This window comes from Chitinophaga vietnamensis, assembly GCF_902167635.1.
GTDB lineage: Bacteria > Bacteroidota > Bacteroidia > Chitinophagales > Chitinophagaceae > Chitinophaga > Chitinophaga vietnamensis.
Genome location: NZ_CABHMS010000008.1, coordinates 326,123 through 348,004, shown reverse-complemented (window position 1 = coordinate 348,004; position 21,882 = coordinate 326,123). Strand labels below are relative to the sequence as shown.

23 protein-coding genes are annotated in these 21,882 nt (G+C 48.5%); 9 read left to right on the top strand and 14 right to left on the bottom strand.

Features of this window, described 5'->3' with window-relative positions:
- Positions 1–38 precede the first annotated feature (38 nt).
- Positions 39–3,461: a ShlB/FhaC/HecB family protein gene (locus tag FPG75_RS21730; protein ID WP_236652874.1), complete on the top strand. Its 3,423-nt coding sequence runs from the start codon at positions 39–41 to the stop codon at positions 3,459–3,461.
- Positions 3,462–3,514: 53 nt separating this feature from the next.
- Here FPG75_RS21730 and FPG75_RS21725 read toward each other — a convergent pair whose 3' ends face one another.
- From FPG75_RS21725 to FPG75_RS21705, 5 genes are all read right to left on the bottom strand, one after another.
- Positions 3,515–4,192 (bottom strand): DUF1361 domain-containing protein, encoded by a 678-nt coding sequence (locus FPG75_RS21725; RefSeq protein ID WP_143309876.1) that lies wholly within the window; start codon positions 4,190–4,192, stop codon positions 3,515–3,517.
- 46 nt (positions 4,193–4,238) lie between these two features.
- Complete coding sequence (locus tag FPG75_RS21720; protein WP_143309874.1) at positions 4,239–4,598, bottom strand: diacylglycerol kinase family protein; 360 nt, start codon at positions 4,596–4,598, stop codon at positions 4,239–4,241.
- A gap of 9 nt (positions 4,599–4,607) precedes the next feature.
- The gene (creD, locus tag FPG75_RS21715; protein WP_143309872.1) at positions 4,608–5,897 is read right to left on the bottom strand and encodes a cell envelope integrity protein CreD; all 1,290 of its coding nucleotides are present in this window, start codon (positions 5,895–5,897) and stop codon (positions 4,608–4,610) included.
- A 76-nt stretch (positions 5,898–5,973) separates the two neighbouring features.
- Positions 5,974–6,270, bottom strand: coding sequence for a winged helix-turn-helix domain-containing protein (locus tag FPG75_RS21710; protein ID WP_143309870.1), 297 nt, complete (start codon positions 6,268–6,270; stop codon positions 5,974–5,976).
- Positions 6,271–6,272: 2 nt separating this feature from the next.
- Positions 6,273–6,917 carry a hypothetical protein gene (locus FPG75_RS21705; protein ID WP_143309868.1) on the bottom strand — a complete coding sequence of 215 codons (645 nt, stop codon included), beginning with the start codon at positions 6,915–6,917 and terminating at the stop codon, positions 6,273–6,275.
- A 133-nt stretch (positions 6,918–7,050) separates the two neighbouring features.
- Between FPG75_RS21705 and FPG75_RS21700 the strand changes: the two genes are divergently transcribed.
- Positions 7,051–9,555 carry a DUF5686 family protein gene (locus FPG75_RS21700; protein WP_143309866.1) on the top strand — a complete coding sequence of 835 codons (2,505 nt, stop codon included), beginning with the start codon at positions 7,051–7,053 and terminating at the stop codon, positions 9,553–9,555.
- Between the two features lie 199 nt (positions 9,556–9,754).
- Here the strand turns inward: FPG75_RS21700 and FPG75_RS21695 are convergent, their stop codons facing one another.
- Entirely contained in the window at positions 9,755–10,933 is a 1,179-nt protein-coding gene (locus tag FPG75_RS21695; protein WP_143309864.1) for an aspartate aminotransferase family protein, read from the bottom strand.
- A gap of 73 nt (positions 10,934–11,006) precedes the next feature.
- On the opposite strand from FPG75_RS21695, the gene FPG75_RS21690 reads away from it, so the two are divergent.
- The 3 genes from FPG75_RS21690 to FPG75_RS26075 are packed head-to-tail and all read left to right on the top strand — an operon-like array spanning position 11,007 to position 11,899.
- Entirely contained in the window at positions 11,007–11,543 is a 537-nt protein-coding gene (locus tag FPG75_RS21690) for a gamma carbonic anhydrase family protein (RefSeq protein WP_143309862.1), read from the top strand.
- A gap of 48 nt (positions 11,544–11,591) precedes the next feature.
- Positions 11,592–11,744 (top strand): hypothetical protein, encoded by a 153-nt coding sequence (locus FPG75_RS26080; RefSeq protein WP_161596879.1) that lies wholly within the window; start codon positions 11,592–11,594, stop codon positions 11,742–11,744.
- A gap of 11 nt (positions 11,745–11,755) precedes the next feature.
- On the top strand, positions 11,756–11,899 hold the full coding sequence (locus FPG75_RS26075) for a hypothetical protein (RefSeq protein ID WP_161596878.1): 144 nt from the start codon (positions 11,756–11,758) through the stop codon (positions 11,897–11,899).
- 1 nt (position 11,900) lies between these two features.
- Here the strand turns inward: FPG75_RS26075 and rsgA are convergent, their stop codons facing one another.
- The 5 genes from rsgA to FPG75_RS21665 form a co-directional block, all read right to left on the bottom strand.
- Complete coding sequence (gene rsgA, locus FPG75_RS21685) at positions 11,901–12,830, bottom strand: ribosome small subunit-dependent GTPase A (protein WP_143309860.1); 930 nt, start codon at positions 12,828–12,830, stop codon at positions 11,901–11,903.
- 102 nt (positions 12,831–12,932) lie between these two features.
- A complete protein-coding gene (locus FPG75_RS21680) occupies positions 12,933–13,943 on the bottom strand; it encodes a vWA domain-containing protein (protein WP_143309858.1) in 1,011 nt (336 codons plus the stop codon).
- An 11-nt stretch (positions 13,944–13,954) separates the two neighbouring features.
- Positions 13,955–14,935 (bottom strand): hypothetical protein, encoded by a 981-nt coding sequence (locus FPG75_RS21675; RefSeq protein ID WP_143309856.1) that lies wholly within the window; start codon positions 14,933–14,935, stop codon positions 13,955–13,957.
- Between the two features lie 17 nt (positions 14,936–14,952).
- Positions 14,953–15,819 (bottom strand): DUF58 domain-containing protein, encoded by an 867-nt coding sequence (locus tag FPG75_RS21670; RefSeq protein ID WP_143309854.1) that lies wholly within the window; start codon positions 15,817–15,819, stop codon positions 14,953–14,955.
- A gap of 24 nt (positions 15,820–15,843) precedes the next feature.
- Positions 15,844–16,845 (bottom strand): AAA family ATPase, encoded by a 1,002-nt coding sequence (locus tag FPG75_RS21665; protein ID WP_143309852.1) that lies wholly within the window; start codon positions 16,843–16,845, stop codon positions 15,844–15,846.
- A gap of 215 nt (positions 16,846–17,060) precedes the next feature.
- Between FPG75_RS21665 and FPG75_RS21660 the strand changes: the two genes are divergently transcribed.
- The 4 genes from FPG75_RS21660 to FPG75_RS21645 all read left to right on the top strand — a co-directional run bounded on the left by FPG75_RS21660 (position 17,061) and on the right by FPG75_RS21645 (position 19,018).
- Complete coding sequence (locus FPG75_RS21660) at positions 17,061–17,399, top strand: hypothetical protein (protein WP_143309850.1); 339 nt, start codon at positions 17,061–17,063, stop codon at positions 17,397–17,399.
- 8 nt (positions 17,400–17,407) lie between these two features.
- On the top strand, positions 17,408–18,067 hold the full coding sequence (locus FPG75_RS21655; RefSeq protein ID WP_143309848.1) for a peptidylprolyl isomerase: 660 nt from the start codon (positions 17,408–17,410) through the stop codon (positions 18,065–18,067).
- Between the two features lie 57 nt (positions 18,068–18,124).
- Positions 18,125–18,505 carry a glycine cleavage system protein GcvH gene (gcvH, locus tag FPG75_RS21650; protein ID WP_143309846.1) on the top strand — a complete coding sequence of 127 codons (381 nt, stop codon included), beginning with the start codon at positions 18,125–18,127 and terminating at the stop codon, positions 18,503–18,505.
- Between the two features lie 120 nt (positions 18,506–18,625).
- Complete coding sequence (locus FPG75_RS21645) at positions 18,626–19,018, top strand: VanZ family protein (protein WP_143309843.1); 393 nt, start codon at positions 18,626–18,628, stop codon at positions 19,016–19,018.
- Between the two features lie 63 nt (positions 19,019–19,081).
- Here the strand turns inward: FPG75_RS21645 and FPG75_RS21640 are convergent, their stop codons facing one another.
- The 3 genes from FPG75_RS21640 to prfA all read right to left on the bottom strand — a co-directional run bounded on the left by FPG75_RS21640 (position 19,082) and on the right by prfA (position 21,860).
- Positions 19,082–19,687 (bottom strand): OmpA family protein, encoded by a 606-nt coding sequence (locus FPG75_RS21640; protein ID WP_236654230.1) that lies wholly within the window; start codon positions 19,685–19,687, stop codon positions 19,082–19,084.
- A 312-nt stretch (positions 19,688–19,999) separates the two neighbouring features.
- The gene (locus tag FPG75_RS21635; protein WP_143309840.1) at positions 20,000–20,575 is read right to left on the bottom strand and encodes a hypothetical protein; all 576 of its coding nucleotides are present in this window, start codon (positions 20,573–20,575) and stop codon (positions 20,000–20,002) included.
- Between the two features lie 220 nt (positions 20,576–20,795).
- Positions 20,796–21,860 (bottom strand): peptide chain release factor 1, encoded by a 1,065-nt coding sequence (gene prfA / locus FPG75_RS21630; protein ID WP_143309838.1) that lies wholly within the window; start codon positions 21,858–21,860, stop codon positions 20,796–20,798.
- Positions 21,861–21,882 lie beyond the last annotated feature (22 nt).

The window sequence follows — 21,882 nt, the reverse complement described above, 5'->3', positions numbered from 1 at the left end:
AATTTTAAACAGATCACAATATTATCAATACTTTCTGTATGAACAGATTTATTACCAGGTTATTATTCCACATTGCCCTATTACTTGGAACAATGGTATCGCAAGCCCAGACGAATACTGTAGAATTTGGCCAAAATCGTGTGCAGTTCAAGAACTTCAAATGGAGATACTATCAGAGCCGCCATTTCAACACCTATTTTAGTCAGAACGGGCTGGAACTTGGTAAATATGTGGTACAGATCGCAGAGAAGGAACTGCCGCAACTGGAACAGTTCATGGAAACCACTCCCCGCCAGCGTATCAATATTGTGGTCTATAACAGCTTCGGGGAAATGAAGCAATCCAATATCGGCATTGGTATAGACTGGCAGAATACCGGCGGCGTTACCAAACTGGTAGGTAACAAAATGATCGTGTATTTCGACGGTAACCACGAAAACCTGCAACGTCAGATCAGGCAAGGGATTGCGCGCATCATGCTGGAAACGCTGCTCTTTGGTGAAGATGTTGGCGAATTTGCCGGCAACGCCGCCCTCATCGATTTCCCCAAATGGTTCACTGATGGCTTCATCGGCTATGCCGCCGAAAACTGGACCGCCAAACAGGATGAAGAACTGAAATCTATTATCCTCTCCGGCAAATACAATAACTTCAACCAGCTGGCCTACGACCATCCGCTGCTCGCCGGGCACGCCTTCTGGTACTACGTGGAATGTAAATATGGTAAAGACGCCGTTCCTTACCTCATGTATATCACCCGCATCAACCGCGGCCTCAAAAAAGGATTTGAGCAGGTGCTCAACCTCACTCCCAAGAAAGCCACACAGGATTTCTTTGTATTCTATCAACGCCGTTTCTCTGAAGATAACCGCAGAAGAAAAACTTCCGCCAAAGGCCGCACCATCGTGGCACAGGAAACCGGCAAAGCAGACTACTTCCGCTTCAACGCCAATCCCAAAAACAATTCCTATGCAGTAGTGCAGTTCAGGAAAGGCGTATACCGCGTACAAATACAACTGGGATGGAACAAACCCAAAGTGCTGCTCCGCAGCGGCGTAGTGCAACTGGCCAACCAGCTTGATCCCAACTACCCGCAGATGGCCTGGAACCCCAAAGGGAACCGCCTCGCAGTAGTATACGAACATGAAGGCAAAACCAAACTGCTGATCTACGACCTTATAACGAAAACGACTATACGCCAGGACCTTCACCAGTTCGACCGCGTGATAGACTTCAAATACATGCCGGTACAGGAGAACACCCTGCTGCTCTCCGCCGTGAAAAATGGCCATACCGACATCTTTACCTACAACATCAGCAATTATAAAACAGACCAGATCACCAACGACGTGTACGACGACCTCGATCCTTCTTTTGCCGCCTTCCCCGGCAAAAGCGGTATCCTGTATGCTTCCAACAGGCCCTCCCCGAAAGGCCGTGGCAGCGATACTTCACTGCCTACGCGTCCTTTCAACATCTTCATGGTCGACAACTGGAATAAAAGTTCCGAAAAGCAGATCACCCAGCTCACCGACCTGAAATATGGCGATGCACGGCTGCCCATGCAATACAATACTACCCACTTCACCTTCGTATCTGATGCAAACGGTATCCGTAACCGTTATGCCGGCTTCTTCAAGTCGCAGAACGTAGGCGTGGATTCCTTGTTCTACGTAGGCTCCGAAATACTGCATAATCCTGAAAAAGAAGAGCTGGACTCCGCCATGGCAGCCTATGGCATCACAGCGCCGGATTCTGTAGAAGCAGTAGTGCTTACTAACGACTCCACCTATACGTTCCCGATCTCTAACTACCCTTATGGCATACAGGAATCCAGAGTAACGGGCGAACAGGGAGAAGTATCTGAAGTAGTAGGTTATTCCAATATCAAAAGGCTGATGAAGCTGAAGGTAGATACTACCACTCTTCGCAGAAGGAACGTAAGCGCAAGACCTACCAATTTCAGAAAAGCACAGATGCATGCAGACAGCGTGCGCCTCGGATTGCCCATCTACGCCACGGTTCCAAAAGATACCAGCTCGCATCCCAATTTCTTCCAGAACGAATTTGGTAACGAACCTGCCGATACCAGCACGGCTGTTGGCAACAACAACCTGCCATCTTCTGTACTGGATATGAAACAGCCAAGGCCCGAACCCGTGCTGAAACGCTCCAAGCTGCTGCCTTACAAGCTGAAGTTCGCCTCCGACTACCTCGTGCTGCAATTGGATAACTCCATCCTCATTAACAGGTACCAGCCCTTCACCGGCCAGCCTACTGCCGGCAACCCGATACGCCTCACCGACCCGGTGAATGGCCTCATCCGCCTCGGTGTAAGCGACCTGTTTGAAGACGTGAAGTTCAACGGCGGTTTCCGCATCCCGTCTTCATTACAAGGCTCTGAATATTTCTTCAGCGCTTCTTATCTCAAAAAACGTTTCGATTATAAACTTACCTATTATCGTAAAGTAGATAAGAGTCTGCCCTTTGCTTCTGTAGACACCAGCCAGAATATCTTCACACCAGTGAATTCTAAACTGATCACTAATCTTTACCAGGCGGAAGTACGCTATCCTTTCGATCAGGTAAGAAGCATCCGTTTACAGGCAGGCTACCGTACCGACAAACTGGTGTTCCAGGCGGCCGACAGGGCCTCACTGAAGGCAAATGACCTGAAGGAAAGCTACGCATTACTGCGTCTCGAATATGTACACGACAATACCATCAATCCGGCTATCAATATCTGGAATGGTACACGTTTTAAAATCTATGGCGACCTGAATGCGCAACTCACGAATGGCGGACTGAATGAATTCTTCAATCCTACTTCGCCGGCTGCCAACGGACGTTTCACCTATAACATGGGTGTGGATGTACGTCACTACGAAAAGATCTACCGTAACTTCATCTGGGCTACCCGCTTCTCCATGGATATGTCCTGGGGCAGCCGCAAACTGTTGTATTATCTCGGTGGTATCGACAACTGGCTGAACCCGCAGATCGACGCCAGCACCAAAGTGAATCCCAACGCCAACTACGCCTATCAAACGCTGGCAGAAAACCTCCGCGGTTACAAACAGAATGCAAAGAATGGTAACAACGTAATGCTCCTCAACACAGAACTGCGCTTGCCAGTATTTGCCACCTTCATCGATAAACCTATCAACTCCGCATTCCTGCGTAATTTCCAGATGACCAGCTTCATTGATATTGGTACTGCCTGGAATGAAAAGCTCAGCTTTAAAGATGCTAATTATGCGGTGTATGATAATAACCCGGTACAGCCTACGGTTACCACCCGCATCAAAGAAGGTTTCCTCGGGCCTTTCATCGGTGGTTACGGCTTTGGCGCCCGCACCACTATCGCTGGTTACTTCCTTCGCGTAGATGCCGGCTGGCCGATGGTCAACTTCTTCAGAGGCAGCCCGATATGGTATTTCGGTATGGGCGTAGATTTCTAATCAGCACAACCACAATAACGTAAAAGGCCCCCGCAATGCGGGGGCCTTTTACGTTATTGTGGTTGTTGTAGTTTCCTGATAAAGGGATACATCAAACTCAATGAAATCCCCATGCATATCGTAAACGCCCATGCGGCGCGGTATTCCCAGGGATGCAAAAAGAGGTTGCCGATATCTCTCATTAAAGTAAGCGGGTCTTTCACCATATCCCAGCTGTTGTAGCGAAGGTAACGGCCAATGTAAACTCCCAGGCCGCAGAGGAACATCACCGGGAAAGTGAATAGCCATGCCGGCCAGCGGGAGTAACGGTTGCGCCACATTTTTTCCATACTGTTGATGGAGAGATAACCCAGCACCAGACCATTCCAGGCAAAGGAGAAGATCACGAAGAGCTCGAACCAGAGCGGCACGCCGCCATCGAACAGATGAAAGAGGTCGGTGATGATATAAGGCGCGTTGGGGATGAACAAGAGCCATATTACGAAACAGCCATACCAGTTATAGCGGTCTTTCATGGCGGCAGGGTGCCGCTCCATCCAGCGGGTGATACCATAGGGAACATAGGCCAGAAAAAGGTTCCAGGCCAGTGATGCCCGCAGCATACTACCGGTATGGGCTATACGAAAAATCAGCAGTAGCAAACCAAACGCCATAGAAGCGTATAACAGGTGCAATATACCCGGGCGATGAAGCCCTACGCGTACTAAGCGGACTATTCTTCTCAAATGCATATCTCGCTTGTTTTAAAGGTTAAATGGTACAGGGATAAACAGCAGTTTATAAATGCGGGATAAATATCAATGCGCCGATCACGGCGGCCGCGATGGCGGCGATCAGCACGGCGCCGGCGGCTACGTCTTTGATGAATTTTACGTTGCGGTGGTATTCCGGCGAAAGGTGATCCATGATCTTTTCTACCACTGTATTGATCATCTCTGTTACCCATACCAATGCGATAGCCAGTATGATCCAGCACCATTCTGCGGTGGAAAGCCTGCACCAGCAGCCGGCAGCCACCACTGCTATTGTTGCAACTGCGTGTATGCGTGCATGTGGTTCCCTGCGCACAAAGGCGGCGATACCGTTAAATGCGTGGCCGAAACTGGCTAATCGTCTGCTGATATAATTATTTGCCATGAATATGGATTATGGATGAATGGCGGCTTTGGTCCAGCTGATCCTGCGGGTATAATACATCGTGCAGGCCAGTACAATAAAGAGTCCGATACTGCCCATCAGCAGGCCGAAATCTTCCGCGCTGATGATCACATAAATGAAGCTGTACAGGATGCTCAGTATCACGCCTATCGCGATGCCGGTGCCCTTGTGTTGCAGGGCGCTGGCCGTGTACATGGCAATCAACCCGATGGTCATCACGCTGGCAATGATGTACGCCGTGATAAAGTTAAGCTGTTCTGAAATGGATATCAGCAATACATAAAAAATACAAAGGGCGAGCCCGATAAGGGCATACTGCAATGGATGAATGGCGCGGCGTTGTGATTGTTCGATAAAATAGAAGATGAAGAAGGTTAGACCGATGAGAAGGAATGCGTACTTGATGGCCCGGGTAGATTGCTGATAGCCATCTACGGGCTTCATGAGGCGTATCCCGAAATCAGCGGATGCGATATCATATTGTTTGCCTGTCCAGCTTTGCGGGTAGTTGCGGTTGAGGTATTGTACTTTCCATTCTGCGCTGAAGCCTTTGTTATCTACGCGGCTGCTGAGCGGCAGGGTGGCGTCATCGAAGCTGGGATCAGGCCAGCTGGAATTAATATTCACTGTAGTGGATTTGCCCACCGGCGAGAAGGCGATTTTTCCTGAACCTTTGATGCCCAGCTCAATAGTGAAGTTGCCTGCGAGGGCGCCGGTATCGCTGAGCGAGAGCGGTACCGGCGCTTGCATGCCCTCTGCAAACAGGTCGGGACTAACGACACCTGGATTGAAAAGATAGGGCTGATTGTTCCACAATACCTGCGTCTGGCTGTCGATACCATGCAGGTCTGTGATGCCCATCATCAACACGGCTTTCTCCGGATGAATGGCGGCAGGAGAGAGATTGAGGCGTGTTATTTCATCTGTCGAAAAACTACCGCTCAGTTGTAGTTTGGCATCATATACTACGATATGGAAGATGCCTCTGCTCTTCTCTTGCGGCAGCAGCTCGCCGTTCACTTTCAGTTCCCGCGGGAGCAGGTAGGCCCAGGCGGTATGGTTACTATCGGTATAGGGAATGGCCAGTACAGGCCCGGTGATATGCTGTTCGCCGCCCCATCTGCCGCTGACCTCAGCGGCGGCCTCTTTACTCCGCTGCTCACGTTCCCGGATGAGGCTACGGATCATGCCCGTGGGGATGAGCAACAGGAGGATCAACAGCAAGACGATGGCGGCTTTAACAGCATAGGCATATCGGTCAAAGAAAGAAGTATTCATATTTTTTGATTTTTGAATTTTGGGATTTTTTGAATTTGAAAAGCACTTTGTATTTCAAAGTAAAAAGAAAAAAAAATTATTTCGTGAATTTGATCATGTATTCCAATGCTGCGAGATGCCCTTTGAAGGCCTTTTCACCGGCAGCGGTGATGGAATAGGTGGTATTGGTTTTACGGCCAATGAAACCTTTATGTACTTTCAGGTAACCGTTCTCCTCCAGCGTGCCAAGATGAGAGGCGAGGTTGCCATCGGTTACTTCCAGCATTTGTTTGAGATCGTTGAAGTTCACCTCCTCGTTTACCATCAGCACACTCATAACGCCCAGGCGTATACGACTTTCAAAAATCTTGTTTAAGTTTCCTATCGGGTTCATGCTCATGATTGAATACTGGCTTTTCTTTCGTACTTCCACCACATCAGCGCACCGTAGATAATGTGTAACACGCCAAAACCAATAGCCCAAAAATAAAGGCCTTGCCGCAAAAAGAAAAGATTAAGTAAACCTAACATCGTTTCGGTGATACCTAGATAGCGCACATCAGGCAAAGTATACTTGCTGCCATTGATCAGTGCCAGGCCATAAAATACCAGGCAGCTGGGCGATACCAGCGCTTCGATACCGTTATACATGAGCCCCAGTATAAATATGCCGCCAGCCACCAGCGGAATCGCCGTGTTGATCAGCACCTTGCGCGAAGTAACGTTCCATACAGGCAGGTTGTTTTGCTTCGAACGCCGCCAGGTGAAGAAAAAGCCTCCGCTCAAAGCCGCCACCAGCACGGCCGCGGCTAATGTAAGCAGGCGCACCTTCAACATGGCATAATCTTGGCCATTATAGGTGCGGGTCTCATTCCATTTCGCATAGTAGGCCACCAGCCAGTAACGGGCAATAGCCGCCCCTATCAACGCGCAAATGCCCGCTGATATACCACTCAGCCCACTCAGTGAAATAAAGCGGCTGCTGCGCTCCATGATGCGCCTGATGTCCGTTAATGCGTCGAGATGTTGCTGATCCGTCATTATAGAAAGCACTTTGTGTTACAAAGCTAATATAAATTCTCAGTAAACAAAATATATTTTTATGTAATAACACGGTCACCTCTTATCGGGCCGTGCACAATTCGCATTAAATACTCTAATATTGTTGTCAGATATGATAGGCTGGAAAAGAATATTAGCATTGATCATTGGCGTAAGCGCTTGTTGCTCAGGTTTGATGGCGCAGTATAAGGTTAGCGGGGTTGTAAGAGATGCGCACTCACAGGAAATCATTCCCTTCGCCACCCTTCAATTTGTACATACCCAAACCGGTATGGTCAGCAATGCAGAAGGCAAATACCTTTTTGAATTAAACGTAATCCCTTCAGACTCCCTGCTGGTAAGGGTAATGGGCTATAACATCCTCAAAATGCCCGTAGATAAATCCCAGAAAGAACAAACTATCAATTTCGATGTTACCCGCTCCGATGTATCACTGAAAACATATGAGATCAAAGCCAACGTCAACTTTGCACTCATCCTCCTCAAACAGATCGTCAGACATAAACCGGAAAACAATTACAACCGCCTCGATAACTACAAATACGAAGTATACAACAAACTGGAACTGGATATGAAAAACCTTAACAAGGAAAAATTATCCAGGAACCGCTTCACCAAACCATTTGCTTTCATCCTCGACAACATCGACAGTACTTCGGAAGATAAACCCTTTCTACCCATCTTCCTCACAGAAAGCTTATCCGATTATTACTACCAGTCGAAACCCCATCGTACCAAAGAGATCATCAAAGCCAGCCGCACTTCCGGCATCGATAACGAAAGCGTTACCAAGTTCCTCGGCGGCATGTACCAGAACATCAATGTGTACGATAACTTCATCCCTGTTTTCGATAAACAGTTTGCCAGTCCGATCAATCAGAACGGCGCCTTCTACTACGACTACAAAATTGCAGATACGCAATACGTCAGCGGACAACGTTTCATCAAACTAAACTTCACGCCTAAACGAAAAGGAGAGAATGCCTTCATCGGCGATATCTGGGTGCATGATACCACCTACGCCGTACAGAAAACGACGCTCTCCGTACCAGCTGAAGCCAATGTGAATTTCGTCCGGAAGATAAGCCTGGTACAGGAATTTAAACAGCTGCCCGATAGCTCCTGGTTTTTGTATAAAGATAAATTCATTGCCGACTTCTGGGCGCCCAGTCCGCGGCCCGGCCGCACCTTTGAATTCATCGGCCGCAAAACCACATCCTACAATGATGTGAAGGTGAACGACAGTTCCGTTGCCGCCATCTTCGGCGATAAGCGTTATCCGCAGAACATCAATGTGCTCGACAGTGCCCGTATCCGCAAAGACTCCTTCTGGCTCAATGCCCGTCCGGAAGACCTTTCCCGCAACGAAGCCAGCATCTATAAAATGGTGGACACACTTCAGAAGATGCCGCTGTTCCAGAAGTATTCCAACACCATCCGTTTTCTGGCCACCGGTTACAAACCTTTCGGGCCGATCGAATGGGGCCCTTACTATTACCTCTTTTCACAGAACAGGCTGGAAGGTTTCCGCCTGCGCCTCGATCTTGGCACTACGCCTAAATTCAACAAAAATCTATACCTCTATGGTTACCTGGCTTATGGCTTCGGCGACCAGGTATTCAAAGGCAAGATGTCTGCATTGTGGCTGCTGAAGCGGCATCCACGCACCTACATTTACGGCGCCTATACCCGCGATCTCGATAACGGCACCCACTACTATGATGAAGTAGGCACCGACAATATCTTCACACTCGCGATCCGCAAACATGGTATACCCTCGAAGTTTCTCATGGTAGATGAAAAGCGCATAGAATTTTTCAAAGAATATTACAGTGGCTTCTCTCATCACCTGTCGTTTGTACACAAGCAGATAAGGCCTTTTGAGCCGCTGCCTACCGATAGTATTTTCCCGAAACTGCCCAATGGCCGCGATCCGCTCACCAACGCAGAAGTAGAGCTGCGGCTGCGTTACGCGTTCCATGAAGAGTTCCTGGAAGGTAACTATTACCGCGTCAGCCTGGGCAGTAAATATCCGATCGTAGAGCTGAAATATGCCGTGGGCGTGCCAGGCATCCTGGGCAGCGCACAGGAATATCAAAAGCTGGCGCTTAGTGTTTCCGACTACGTGAAGCTGCCGCCTTTCGGCTCTTTTTACTACAATGTTTTCGCTGGAAAAATATTTGGCACACTACCTTATACGTCATTGGAGATACATCCCGGCAACGAAATTTATTACTACAATAAATACGCCTTCAACATGATGAACCGCTTTGAGTTCATCAGCGACCAATACGCCGGATTCAACATAGAACATACGATCGGCAATGGTATCTTTGGTTACATCCCGCTGATCAAAAAGCTGAAGTGGCGCCAATTCTGGACCGCCAAAGGCGTGATCGGCTCTCTTTCCGATGCCAACAAACAACTGAACCTCAACAAAGGCTATCCTTTCAGAACGCTGGAAAGCAATCCATACCTCGAAGTAGGTACCGGCGTAGAGAACATCTTCAAATTCCTCCGCGTGGATTTCATCTGGCGCGTTGCCCCCAGCACCCTCCCCGACGAGACCGCCAGCAAACGTTTCGGCGTATTTGGCAGTTTCAAACTACAATTCTGACGCGTAGGTTGTCTTTGCTCAGGATTATATTGATTGAAAGGATTACCAGGATTTTTTTATCAGGATTAATAAAGATTAAAAAAGGATTCGCGGAGATCAATTCGAACTAATCTTCGCGAATCCTTTTTTAATCTTTATTAATCCTGATAAAAAAATCCTGGTAATCCTTTCAATCAATATAATCCTGAGCAAAGACAACCTACGCGTTCAGACCTTCGCAAATTATTTTGCATGCAAATATAATTTCCTCTTCCGTGATGATCAGCGGAGGGGCGATGCGCATGCATTCGGGGGCGAAGAGGAACCAATCGGTGATGATGCCTTTATCGATGCAGTAGTCGATCGCTTTTTTGTTGACGGCGAAGCTCTCCAGCTCGATGGCTATCATGAGGCCGCGGGAGCGTATGGCTTTGATAGCAGGATGTTTGAGGTGTTGCAGGAAAAGTTGTTCTTTGGCTTCGACATCTTTTATGAGCTGCTGATCCAGCAAGGCTTGAAAGCCTGCAAGGCCCGCAGCGCAGTTAACAGGATGACCGCCAAAAGTAGTGATATGGCCCAGCACGGGGTTGTTGGTCAGCGACCACATGATGTTGTGTGAAGAGATGAAAGCGCCCAGCGGCATGCCGCCGCCAAGGGCTTTGCCCAGCAGCAGGATATCCGGTGTAATGCCGAACTGCTCAAATGCCCAGAGGGTGCCGTTTCTGCCGAAACCGCATTGTACTTCATCAAGGATGAGCAATGCGCCGGCAGCTGTGCATTTATCGCGCAGGGCTTTGATCCACGCTTGTTCTGGTACGATCACGCCGCCTTCGCCCTGTATGGTTTCCGCGATCACCGCGGCTGTATTGGTGGTGATCAGCTCCAGGCTGTCGTAATTGTTATATTCGAGATGCTGGATACCGGGCAGCAGCGGGCGGTAGGCATTGCGCCAGTATTCATCGCCGAGGATGCTGAGCGCACCTTGTGTAGAGCCATGGTAGCTGCGGTTGAAAGCTGCGATCTCCGTGCGGCCGGTGTAGCGCTTGGCGAGCTTCATAGCGCCTTCTACCGCTTCCGCACCGGAATTGGTGAAATATACGCAGTCGAGATGCGCAGGCAGGTGCTGCGTGAGCAAGGTGGCAAAAGACACCTGCGGCGACTGTACAAACTCTCCATATACCAGCAGGTGCATGTATAGCTGCGCCTGTTCCTGTATCGCCTTCACCACCGCCGGATGGCAATGCCCCATATTACAAACGCTGATACCCGCGATCAGGTCAAGATATTTCTTCCCGTTCACATCCCACATGTACATGCCTTCCGCTTTTGCGATCTCTAATGCCAAAGGTGCATCAGATGTTTGCGCTACATGCTGCAGAAAAAGTTGCCTGTTATTCATATCTGCGAAGTTAGAAAACAACAGCTAATTAGTAATTGTTATATTTGTATATCACGCACTAAAACTGATCGCTATGGCCTACATTCTGCCTTTAAAAGGAATTACACCGCAGCTGGCGGACGACTGCTTCATTGCCCCCAATGCCACCATCGTTGGCGATGTGGTGATGGGTAAAGGTTGTACCGTATGGTTCAATGCTGTTGTTCGCGGCGATGTGAACAGCATCCGTATCGGTGATAACGTAAACGTGCAGGATGGCGCAGTGATCCACTGCACTTACCAGAAATCCCAGACCATCGTTGGCAACAACGTATCCATCGGGCACAATGCCATCCTACACGGCTGCATTGTTGAAGATAATGTACTGATAGGGATGGGCGCTATCGTGATGGACAATGCCCGCATCAGCAGCAACAGCATCATCGCCGCAGGCGCCGTAGTACTGGCCAATACCCACGTAGAGCCAGGCACCATCTATGCCGGCGTCCCCGCGAAGAAAGTGAAGGATATTGATATGGAGCTCATCAACGGAGAGATCAACCGCATCTCCAAAAATTATGCGATGTACGCTTCCTGGTACGAAGATGTACTGCCCGAGGCAAAACCCTGATCCGGACGCGTTAAATAAATTTATTATATTGCAGGTAAATATCCCTCTATGAAAATACTATCATGCCTGCTGATCCTGGGCGCTATCCTGCTGCAGAGCTGTGCCTCGCAGGAAAAAGGATGCCCTGCTTCCAACTATTATACAAAAGACACCAAGAAGGCCAACATGAGAGCCGGCAAACAAATGAGCCGTCTCTTCTAATCACCTTATCTATGAAAAAAGTAGCATTGATACTGTTAGCAACAGCCATCACATGTATGGCCTGCCATACGCAAAAGAAAGGATGCCCTCAGCCCAGGCGTAATTGGGGCGCTGAAAAAGTGCTCGATGAATTAAATAAGCCCCGGAAGAAATAGCTCAGTACTGATCTTCCTCTATTGTTTCCAGTATGGTAGCATAGCTCACATACCTGTCCACATCGATCTCACCGGCTTCCACAGCGGCTTTCACGGCGCATCCCGGCTCATTGATGTGTAAGCAGTTATTGAACTGGCAATTGGAAATATAAGGCTGCATGTCCAGGAAATAATGTGATAATTCCGTTTTAGCAATATCCACGATCCCGAATTCGCGCACGCCAGGCGTGTCGATCAGGCGGCCGCCTTCCGGCAGATCGTACATTTCGGCAAAGGTGGTGGTGTGCAAACCTTTGCCGCTCCAGCCACTCACCGCTTTGGTGCGCAGTTCCAGCCCCGGCAACAGGTCGTTGATCAATGACGACTTACCCACACCTGAATGTCCGGACATTAAGGTGGTCTTATCTTTCAGCAGCTGCTGCACAGCCTCGATCCCATCTTCTTCAGTAGCAGAAATCAGCAACACCTCATAGCCAATGCTGGTGTACAGGTCGTGCAATGCTTCGTACTTGTCCATTTCCTTCGCTTTGTAAAGATCTTTTTTGTTGAAGATCAATATCACCGGAACGTGATAAGCCGCAGCAGTAACGAGAAAGCGGTCAATGAAGCCCTGCGAGGTGCGTGGCTCTTTCACCGTGCATACCAGCACCGCCTGGTCCAGGTTAGCGGCTACAATATGTTTCTTGTTCTTGTTGTGCGGAGAAGTGCGGACAATATAGTTGCGGCGCTCATGGATGGCCGTGATCATGGCATTGGCCGTGTCGCCCTCTTCCGGCTCGATCTCCACCACATCGCCTACTGCCACCGGGTTGGTGGAAGTGATATCATCATCTTTTTTGAAGATACCTTTCATGCGTGCCTGGAACACTTCGCCGGTGGCCGTCTTCACCACATACCAGCTGCCTGTTGATTTATATATTGTTGCCTGCAATCGATAATGATTTATAAGATCATCAAAGGTAAGAATAAAAAAGAGATGCCTTGCGCCGGCGCTGGCCGTAACAAGGCATCTCCCTAAAACAGAATGGCTGCGTTAAGGCAGGCTCCTGAACAAAGTATATCTCAACACTACTTCGAGCAGCATGCACACCAGCGCGATCATGGCAAAGATGAAAAAGTGTTCCGCAAAGTGGCGGAAGGAAGTGATCTCCACTTTTGTTTTTTCCATCTGATCGATCTCGGCATAAATGTTTTGCAGGTCGGTAGTATTGGTAGCGCGGAAGTATTTACCGCCGGTTTCTTTAGATATTTTTTTCATCAACGGCTCATCGATCTGTACATCCTGCATCACCGTTTGCACGGTGCCATCCGGCATGGGCATGGGGAAAGGCGCTTTACCAATGGTACCGATGCCGATGGTATACACCCTGATCTTGAATGCCTTCGCGATTTCCAGCGCGGTGAGCGGATCTACGAGACCGGTATTGTTTACACCATCGGTGAGGAGGATGATCACTTTACTTTTAGCGTGACTGTTACGCAGGCGGTCTACCGAGGTAGCCAATCCCATACCGATGGCGGTACCATCTTGCAGCATGCCGCTTTTCACCTGCATGATCTGGTTTTTCAATACGCCATGATCCGTGGTGATAGGGCATTGCGTGAAGCTCTCACCAGAAAATACCACGAGGCCGATACGGTCGCTGATGCGTTTATCCACAAAGTCCATCGCTACTTTTTTGGCGGCCTCCATGCGGTTAGGTTGCAGGTCTTCGGCCAGCATACTGCCGGAGATATCGATGGCCATCACGATATCAATCCCTTCACTGTCGATATTCTCGGAGGTATTGGAGGTTTGCGGACGGGCCAAAGCCACTACCAGTGCGGTGAATGCCAGTATGCGCAAAATCAGCAGCAATGGCCTGAAACGGATCTTCCAGGATACAGGCAGGTGGCGCAGGGCATCGAGCGAGGATACCATCATTACGCCTTGCTGCCGTTTGCGCCGCGCAATATACCAGTAGATCATCACTGGTATCAGCAGCAGCAGCCAGAAGAAGGCCGGATAAGCAAATTCAATATTTTTCCAAACTGAAAGGTCCATCAATTACTTTTTTATTTTGTTCCTGCGGGTTGCGGGGCATCCCCTTCGGCCGCAGGCGCTTTGGGCTTGGTCCACTCAAGGATTTCTTCTGCCTTGCGCATACAGTCTTCATGCTCATCGGCGGTAGGTTGCAACTTGGCAAACTTCGCCAGGTCAGCGATGGCCAGCAGGGCACGCAGTTTGTCGCGCTGCTGGTTTATCTTGGTGATCGGCTTGATATTCTGCAACAGCTCTTCGGAAGTTTGTTCCAGCGCGGCAATGCCGAACTCGTGTTCGAAATAAGTGCGCAGGATATCCGTCAGCCGGGTATAGTATTGCTTGATGTCTCCCTTCTGCCACAGCTGTTCTTCCTTCAGCGATCTCAGTTCGCGCCAGGCGAGTTCATATGGTGAAACGGTAGGCGTTACTACTACAGGCGCCTTCTTCTTCGGTTTACGGAGGAACCATATCAATGCCAGTATCAGCAGCACGGCAGCAGCGCCAATGGCCATGTAGGGCCAGTAGTCCCAGATGCTCCAGGGCACGGCCTGTACGCTTTTGATAGGCTTGAATGCTTTAGTGGTATCTACAGACACGGTGTTCACATCCATGCTGATGGCCGGCGCGATGATAGAATCGCTATTGCCGTTGATGATAGCTTCAAACTTCAGTGGTGGCAATGCCCAATGGCCGGAGTCGAAACTGGTAAGGGTAATGGTTTGCGCCAGTACCTTCAGTTTTTCGTTGCCGCTGGTGTCGAGTGCGGAGCGGGACACCACTTCAAAGTGATCCAGTGAATCCGGCAGTTGCGGAAACTGGATCCTGGTATCTTTCAGTTGCCCGGCAGGTACGGTGGCGGATAGATGCAGCTTGAACTGCTCGCCAATTCTGATGCTGGTGGTATCTGTGGAGGCAGACACCTGCGGCTGGTTTTGCGCCATCACGCCCACAGGCAGTATCAGGCCCAGTAACAAACATAAAAATATACCTCGTATCGCTTGTTGTTTATACATGTTTACTTTGCTCGCCTTTATGCTCTGTTCAGGAAGAATGTTTGCAATGTTTTCACATAGTCTTCATCGGTGCGTACGGTCATCAGCTCCGCGCCGCTTTTCAGGAAGGCGTTTTTGCAGTATTGTGCATGTTGCAGGAACTGGTTTTCATAGTACTGACGCACCCGGCGATCGTTGGTATCTATCCATTGCACGGCGCCGCTTTCGGCGTCGGTCATCTGTACCAGCCCTACCGGCGGCAGTTCTTTATCGCGCGGGTCATATACATGCACGCCTACCACATCATGCCTCCTGGAAGCGATGTTCAGCGCATCCTGGTAATTACCGGCCAGGAAGTCGCTCAACACAAAAACAATGCTGCGCTTTTTGGTCGCATTGTTGAAGAATCGCAAGGTTTCTTTGATATTGGTACCTTTTCGTGTAGGCGTGAATGATAGTAATTCCCGGATGATGAAAAGAATATGTGATTTACCTTTTTTCGGCGGAATATAGCGTTCCATACCATCGCTGAAAAAGATCACCCCTACTTTATCGTTGTTATTGATGGCAGAAAAGGCCAGCACGGCGCACAGTTCAGTGATCAGCGCTCTTTTGTCCTGTTTTTTGGTACCGAAGGAAGAGCTCTCGCTCACATCAACCAGCAGCATCACGGTCAGTTCTCTTTCTTCTTCAAACACCTTTACAAAAGGGTGGTTGAACCGGGCCGTTACGTTCCAGTCGATCGATCTTACGTCATCACCGAATTGATAGTCCCTTACTTCGCTGAACGACATACCCCTTCCTTTGAAGGCGCTATGGTATTCGCCCGCAAAGATGTGATTGGTAAGCCCTTTGGTCTTGATCTCTATCTGTCTTACCTTTTTTAATATTTCAGCCGTATCCACCTTGATAATGATTAAGATTAGGAATTAAGGCACTTCTACTGCATTCAGTATCTCGCTGAGGATGTTTTCGCTGGTTACATTCTCGGCTTCTGCTTCATAGGTGAGGCCCACACGGTGGCGCATCACATCGAAACAGATGCTGCGGATATCTTCCGGGATCACATAGCCCCTGCGTTTCATGAAAGCATATGCTTTGGCTGCCAGTGCCAGGTTGATGCTGGCCCTTGGAGAACCGCCATAGGCAATGAGCGGCTTCAGCTTTTGCAGTTTGTATTCTTCCGGGTTACGGGTGGCGAAAACGATATCGATGATATATTTCTCGATCTTCTCGTCCATATAAACCTCACGTACCAGCTTGCGGGCCTCCATGATATCGGAAGGCTGGATCACCGGCCGGATGGCTGGAATGTCCTGTGGGTTGAGATTCTGGCGGATGATGTGTCTTTCTTCTTCTTTAGTGGGATAGCCGATCACTACTTTCAGCATGAAACGGTCTACCTGTGCTTCAGGCAGGTTGTAAGTACCTTCCTGTTCAATCGGGTTCTGGGTGGCCAATACCAGGAAGGGCTCATCCAGCTTGAAAGTATTTTCACCGATGGTGATCTGTCTTTCCTGCATAGCCTCCAGCAGGGCGCTCTGTACTTTTGCCGGGGCGCGGTTGATCTCATCCGCCAGGATAAAATTGGCGAAGATAGGACCCCTGCGCACCACAAATTCATTGCGTTGCTGGTTGTAGATCATAGTACCTATCACATCCGCAGGCAGGAGGTCAGGCGTAAACTGGATACGGCTGAACTTCGCATTGATAGCGGAAGACAGGGATTTAATGGATAAGGTTTTTGCGAGACCGGGCACCCCTTCAAGGAGTACGTGCCCCTGCGCCAGCAAACCGATCAACAGTCTTTCCACCATGTAACGCTGCCCCACAATTACTTTGCCCAGCTCCATATTGAGCAGCTCCACGAAGGCGCTCGCCTGATGGATTTTTTCGTTCAGTTGTCGGATGTCGGACGATGTATTTTCCATGCTATTAATTTTTCAGGTGTGCTAAAATAATCATTCTTAGATCAAATAAAACTTATCACTATGTGAATGGGCAGTTAAAATGCTGTTAAACTTGCCACCGTGGCTCATCTACATCTTTTTCTGCCCCGAAAACACCCTGTTTTCGCCGTGATAAGATACTATCCATCGATCAATTCTCAAATTCGTAAATTCGCAAATTCATAAATGATATTACCATGGAAGACTTTGAGAAGCGCTGGAAACCTATAGAAGAGATGCTCACAGAACGATTTGGCAAAACGCCGAACATGGAGGCCATCCTGTTTCTGATCGGTATCAACGAAATCAATCATCTCAAGAAAAAATATAGCAAAGAACAAAAGCAGGAGCTGATGCACGTAGCCGTATGCACGCTCCTGAGCCAGAGCGGCTACTTTGAGCTGGATGGCTACGATAAGGACGGATGGCCCCATTTCAGGGAGCTGCAACCTGTGCCGCCCATGGGCCTTCAGGAACAAGAGCACTTCCTGAAGGAACATGTGATCGCCTATTTCTCTCACGACGAAGAAGCATAAACACGCATATGAAAAAACTGTTACTCCTTTCTCTCTTGCTGATGATCACGGGCCTGGCCATGGCCAAACACCGGAAAGTAAAGGTAATCACCCCTTATGGCACGATGATCATCCGGCTGAGCGATGAAACGCCCTTACACCGGGATAACTTTATAAAGCTCTCCAGGCGCCACTTTTACGATAGTACGCTCTTTCACCGTGTGATCAAAAATTTCATGATACAGGGCGGTGATCCTGATTCCAAGCATGCGCATGCCGGCGATACGCTGGGCAATGGCGATACAGGCTATACGATCCCTGCGGAGTTCAGGCTCGACCTCTTTCACCGCAAAGGCGCGCTGGCAGCGGCTCGCGATAACAACCCTGCCAAGGCATCATCCGGCTGCCAGTTTTATATTGTACAAGGAAAAGTATTTACAGATGAGCAGCTGGACAACCTGGAGAAGACGCGCCTCGGCGGCCGCAAGATACCGGTAGATCAGCGCCAGGTGTATAAAACCATCGGCGGCGTGCCCCACCTCGATCAGAGCTATACCGTATTCGGACAAGTGATCAAAGGCATGGAAGTGATTGACCGTATCGCCGCAGAGAAGACCGACAAACAAGACCGGCCACTCAAGGATATACCTATGAAAATAAGGCTGGTTAAAAAGTGGTTGTTTTTTTAATTCACACGGTATTTCATAATTCTTTCTGTATTTTTACGGCTCAAAATCAAACTTGTTATGAATTTTCCTTCAAACTTGCGTTACACCAAGGATCACGAATGGATTTTATTAGAAGGTAATGTTGCAACGATCGGTATCACCGAATTTGCACAACGCGAACTGGGAGATATCGTGTTTGTAGATATTCCTACAATCGGCAAAACACTGAATGCAGAAGATGTATTCGGTACAGTAGAAGCTGTAAAAACAGTATCTGACCTTTTCCTCCCGGTTGCCGGAACGATCAATGAGTTTAACGGGGACCTGGAAAGCGAGCCGGAACTGGTTAACACCGATCCTTATGGAGATGGCTGGATGGTGAAGATGACGGTGAAAAACCCTGCTGACGTAAGCAAACTGCTCGATGCAACAGCCTACAAAGCACTGGTTGCTGAATAATCAAACAATCATCAATCATATTGGAAAAGACAATAGGCCACGTTACAACGCTGGCCTGTTGTCTTTTTTCATGAACGTACTTTGAGAAACCATATTTATTACTTTGCAACGCTTGTGTAGATGAAGAACTGGAAATACTTTATTCCGGCCGTTTTATGGGTTGTCATGATCTTTATTCTTTGCACATTGCCAGGCAAAGATATCCCCACTACTCCCTTTCTCGAAAAAATACACTTCGACAAATTTGTGCACTTCGGCCTCTTTGGCGGCATCGTATTCTTTTTCAGTCTGGCTATTTACCAGAAAAAGAAATATGTTTCTGCTGGTACCCTGCTGCTCTTCGTTGTGCTCTCAGCCGCCTACGGCGTGGCAATAGAGTTCATTCAAAAATACTGGGCCATCGACCGCAGCTTTGATCTATACGATGCGCTGGCCGATACTCTCGGCGCAATTGCCGGTGTTTGGGTATTCAAACTGTTTCAGAAATATTTCCTCTCCAAAGACGCAAAATAAAAATCCCCCCTGGAACCAGGGGGGAATATATATACTGCTTATGAGAAATAAGTGTTTCTTGAATTATTGTTGACCCGCTTCTTTCTTCGCCTCATTTTTCATCTTGTCGTTTGCAAAGATAGAGAACTCGCAACGGCGGTTCTTGGCGCGGTTTTCTTCTGTATCGTTCGGGAATTTAGGCTGGCTCTTACCATACCAGAAACCCTGAATACGGTTAGCGGCAACACCCTGTGATTTCAGGTAGTTGATCACCGTATTCGTTCTTCTTTCAGACAGGCCCATGTTATAGGCATCGGTACCTTTATCGTCCGTATGGCCTTCTACACGTACATATGTATCAGGATACTTGTTCAGGATCTGTGCCAGCTGGGCTACGGTCTGTTGTGAAGCAGGAGAAAGGTCAGATTTATCAAAGCCGAACAGCACGCCGTTATCAAATGTTACGTTGATACCTTCACCCACACGCTCTACAGTAGCGTTAGGGATTTCACTTTTGATCTCTTGTGCCTGTTTATCCATTTTCTTACCAATTAAAGCACCACCAGCGCCACCTAAAGCCGCACCGATGATCGCTCCCAATGCCGTATTACCGGCCGCTTTACCAATGATAGCGCCAGCGGCAGCACCACCGCCAACACCAATTGCAGCGCCTTTTTTCGTATTGTCCATGCTCTGCCATGTTTTACAGCTAAACAGCATGGTAACTGACAAGAACATAGCTACCAGAACATTCAATCTTTTCATTGTAGTAATTTTAAACATGAAGGTTATTTATAATCAGTATGGATGACAAATTTAAGTCGAAAACTGGTAAACAAATATATTGCCAGTTTTCTTTTTTTGCTTCCAACCTGTTGATTAATAAATTTTAACAAAACGTAAAAAGATAGTAAGCAAAATATCACATATACATAATCATAAATATGCCTCTCCCTGCTTCCACGGATATGGAATCTGTTACGCTTGATATCTTAACAACGATCAGCCTAAAAGGTTCTTCAACAAGCCACCAATTCCGCCGCCTGCACCCTGTTGTTGCTGTGCGCCATTGCTGAGCACATTTTTCAGGTCGTTCAGGTCAACGTTGCCATCGCCGTTCTGATCGAGGCCACCTTTCAGTTTGCCAAGAATGCCATCCAGGTTAAAACCGGAGCTGGCGCCACCTGTGAGAGAACTCAGGATACCACCCAGACTGAAATTGCTGTTACCAGGATCATTTGTTTTGTTTACCAGCGAGCCCAATACGCTGGGGATGAGAGAGCTCGCCAGTTGTGTAGCAGCGCCTTTGTCCAGGTTGAATTTTTCCAATAAAGTACCTACCAGGTTATTGGAAATGTTGCTCACTACCGGGTTGCTGGAAGAGCTGTCGGTATGACCGCCCAGCAGGCCGAGTACGCCTTCTGTGTTGCCATTGGCCAGTTCCTGTTGCAGTCCGGAAGCAATGGATTCGGTAGCTGCGCCGATAACGGCTTCATTGTGCTCATCAGGAACGGACGGATTGTTAACAACGGCATCCTGTGCATGTTCCCGAACGAGTTGCATTAATTGCTCTAGCATTGTGATTAAATTTTAAAAGGAGGAGTAATAGATGTGTATGCTAAATGTAGGGGAATTTTTTTGATTTGGGGATTTAAGGATTTGTGAATTTTCGGATTTAGGAATTTAGGAATTTTCGGATTTATTGATTTATTGATTTATTGATTTAATGATCTATAAAATCCATAAATCAATAAATCAATAAATCCGAAAATTCCTAAATTCATAAATCCGTAAATTCTCAACTTCCTTGCTTGAGCTTTTCCGCGTTTTCAGCAAAGGCGAGGGCTTCGATCATTTCTTTGATATCGCCGTTCATGAAAGCGTCGAGGTTGTAGATGGTCATTCCGATACGGTGATCGGTAACACGGCCCTGCGGATAGTTGTATGTACGGATCTTGGCCGAGCGGTCGCCGGTAGATACAAGGCTCTTGCGTTGAGACGCGATCGCATCTTCATGTTTGCGCACCGCAGCTTCGTATATGCGTGTACGTAACATCTTCATCGCAATTTCACGGTTGGAGTGCTGGCTGCGGCCTTCCTGGCATTCTACTACCACGCCGGTAGGAATGTGGGTAAGCCTTACCGCCGATTCCGTTTTATTTACGTGCTGGCCACCTGCACCGGAAGAACGGAAGGTATCCATCTTAATATCAGCCTCCCGTACGTCTACGTCCACGTCTTCTGCTTCGGGCAGCACCGCTACTGTGGCAGCAGAGGTGTGTACACGTCCGGATGCTTCCGTGGCGGGCACGCGCTGCACGCGGTGTACGCCGGATTCAAATTTGAGGGTGCCATACACATCATCTCCGTTCACTTCCAGCACCACCTCTTTATAACCACCAGCAGAACCGGGGTTTTCATTCATGAGGTTAGTGGTCCACCCTTTCAGCTCACAGAAACGGAGATACATGCGCAGGAGGTCGCCGGCAAAGAGGCTGGCCTCATCGCCACCGGTACCAGCGCGGATCTCAAGGATAGCGTTCTTCTCATCCTGCGGATCTTTCGGGATCAGCAGGTTGCGGATCACCTCTTCCTGTGCAGTTTTCTGTTCCTGTAATGATTCTGTTTCGGCCTTGGCCAGGTCGCGCATCTCTTCGTCGCCGCTGTCCAGCACTTCCTTGTTGAAGGCGATATCGTCCAGCAGCTTGCGGTAAGCATCGTAAGCCTTTACGATCTTCTCCAGCTGACGGTATTCCTTGCTAAGCTGGCCAAACTTTTTATTATCACTCACCACCTCTGGATTGGTGAGCGCCAGCGATACCTGCTCAAAACGGCCTTTTATAGCTTCGAGTTTGTCTATCATAATTATCTTTGACTTTTGAGTA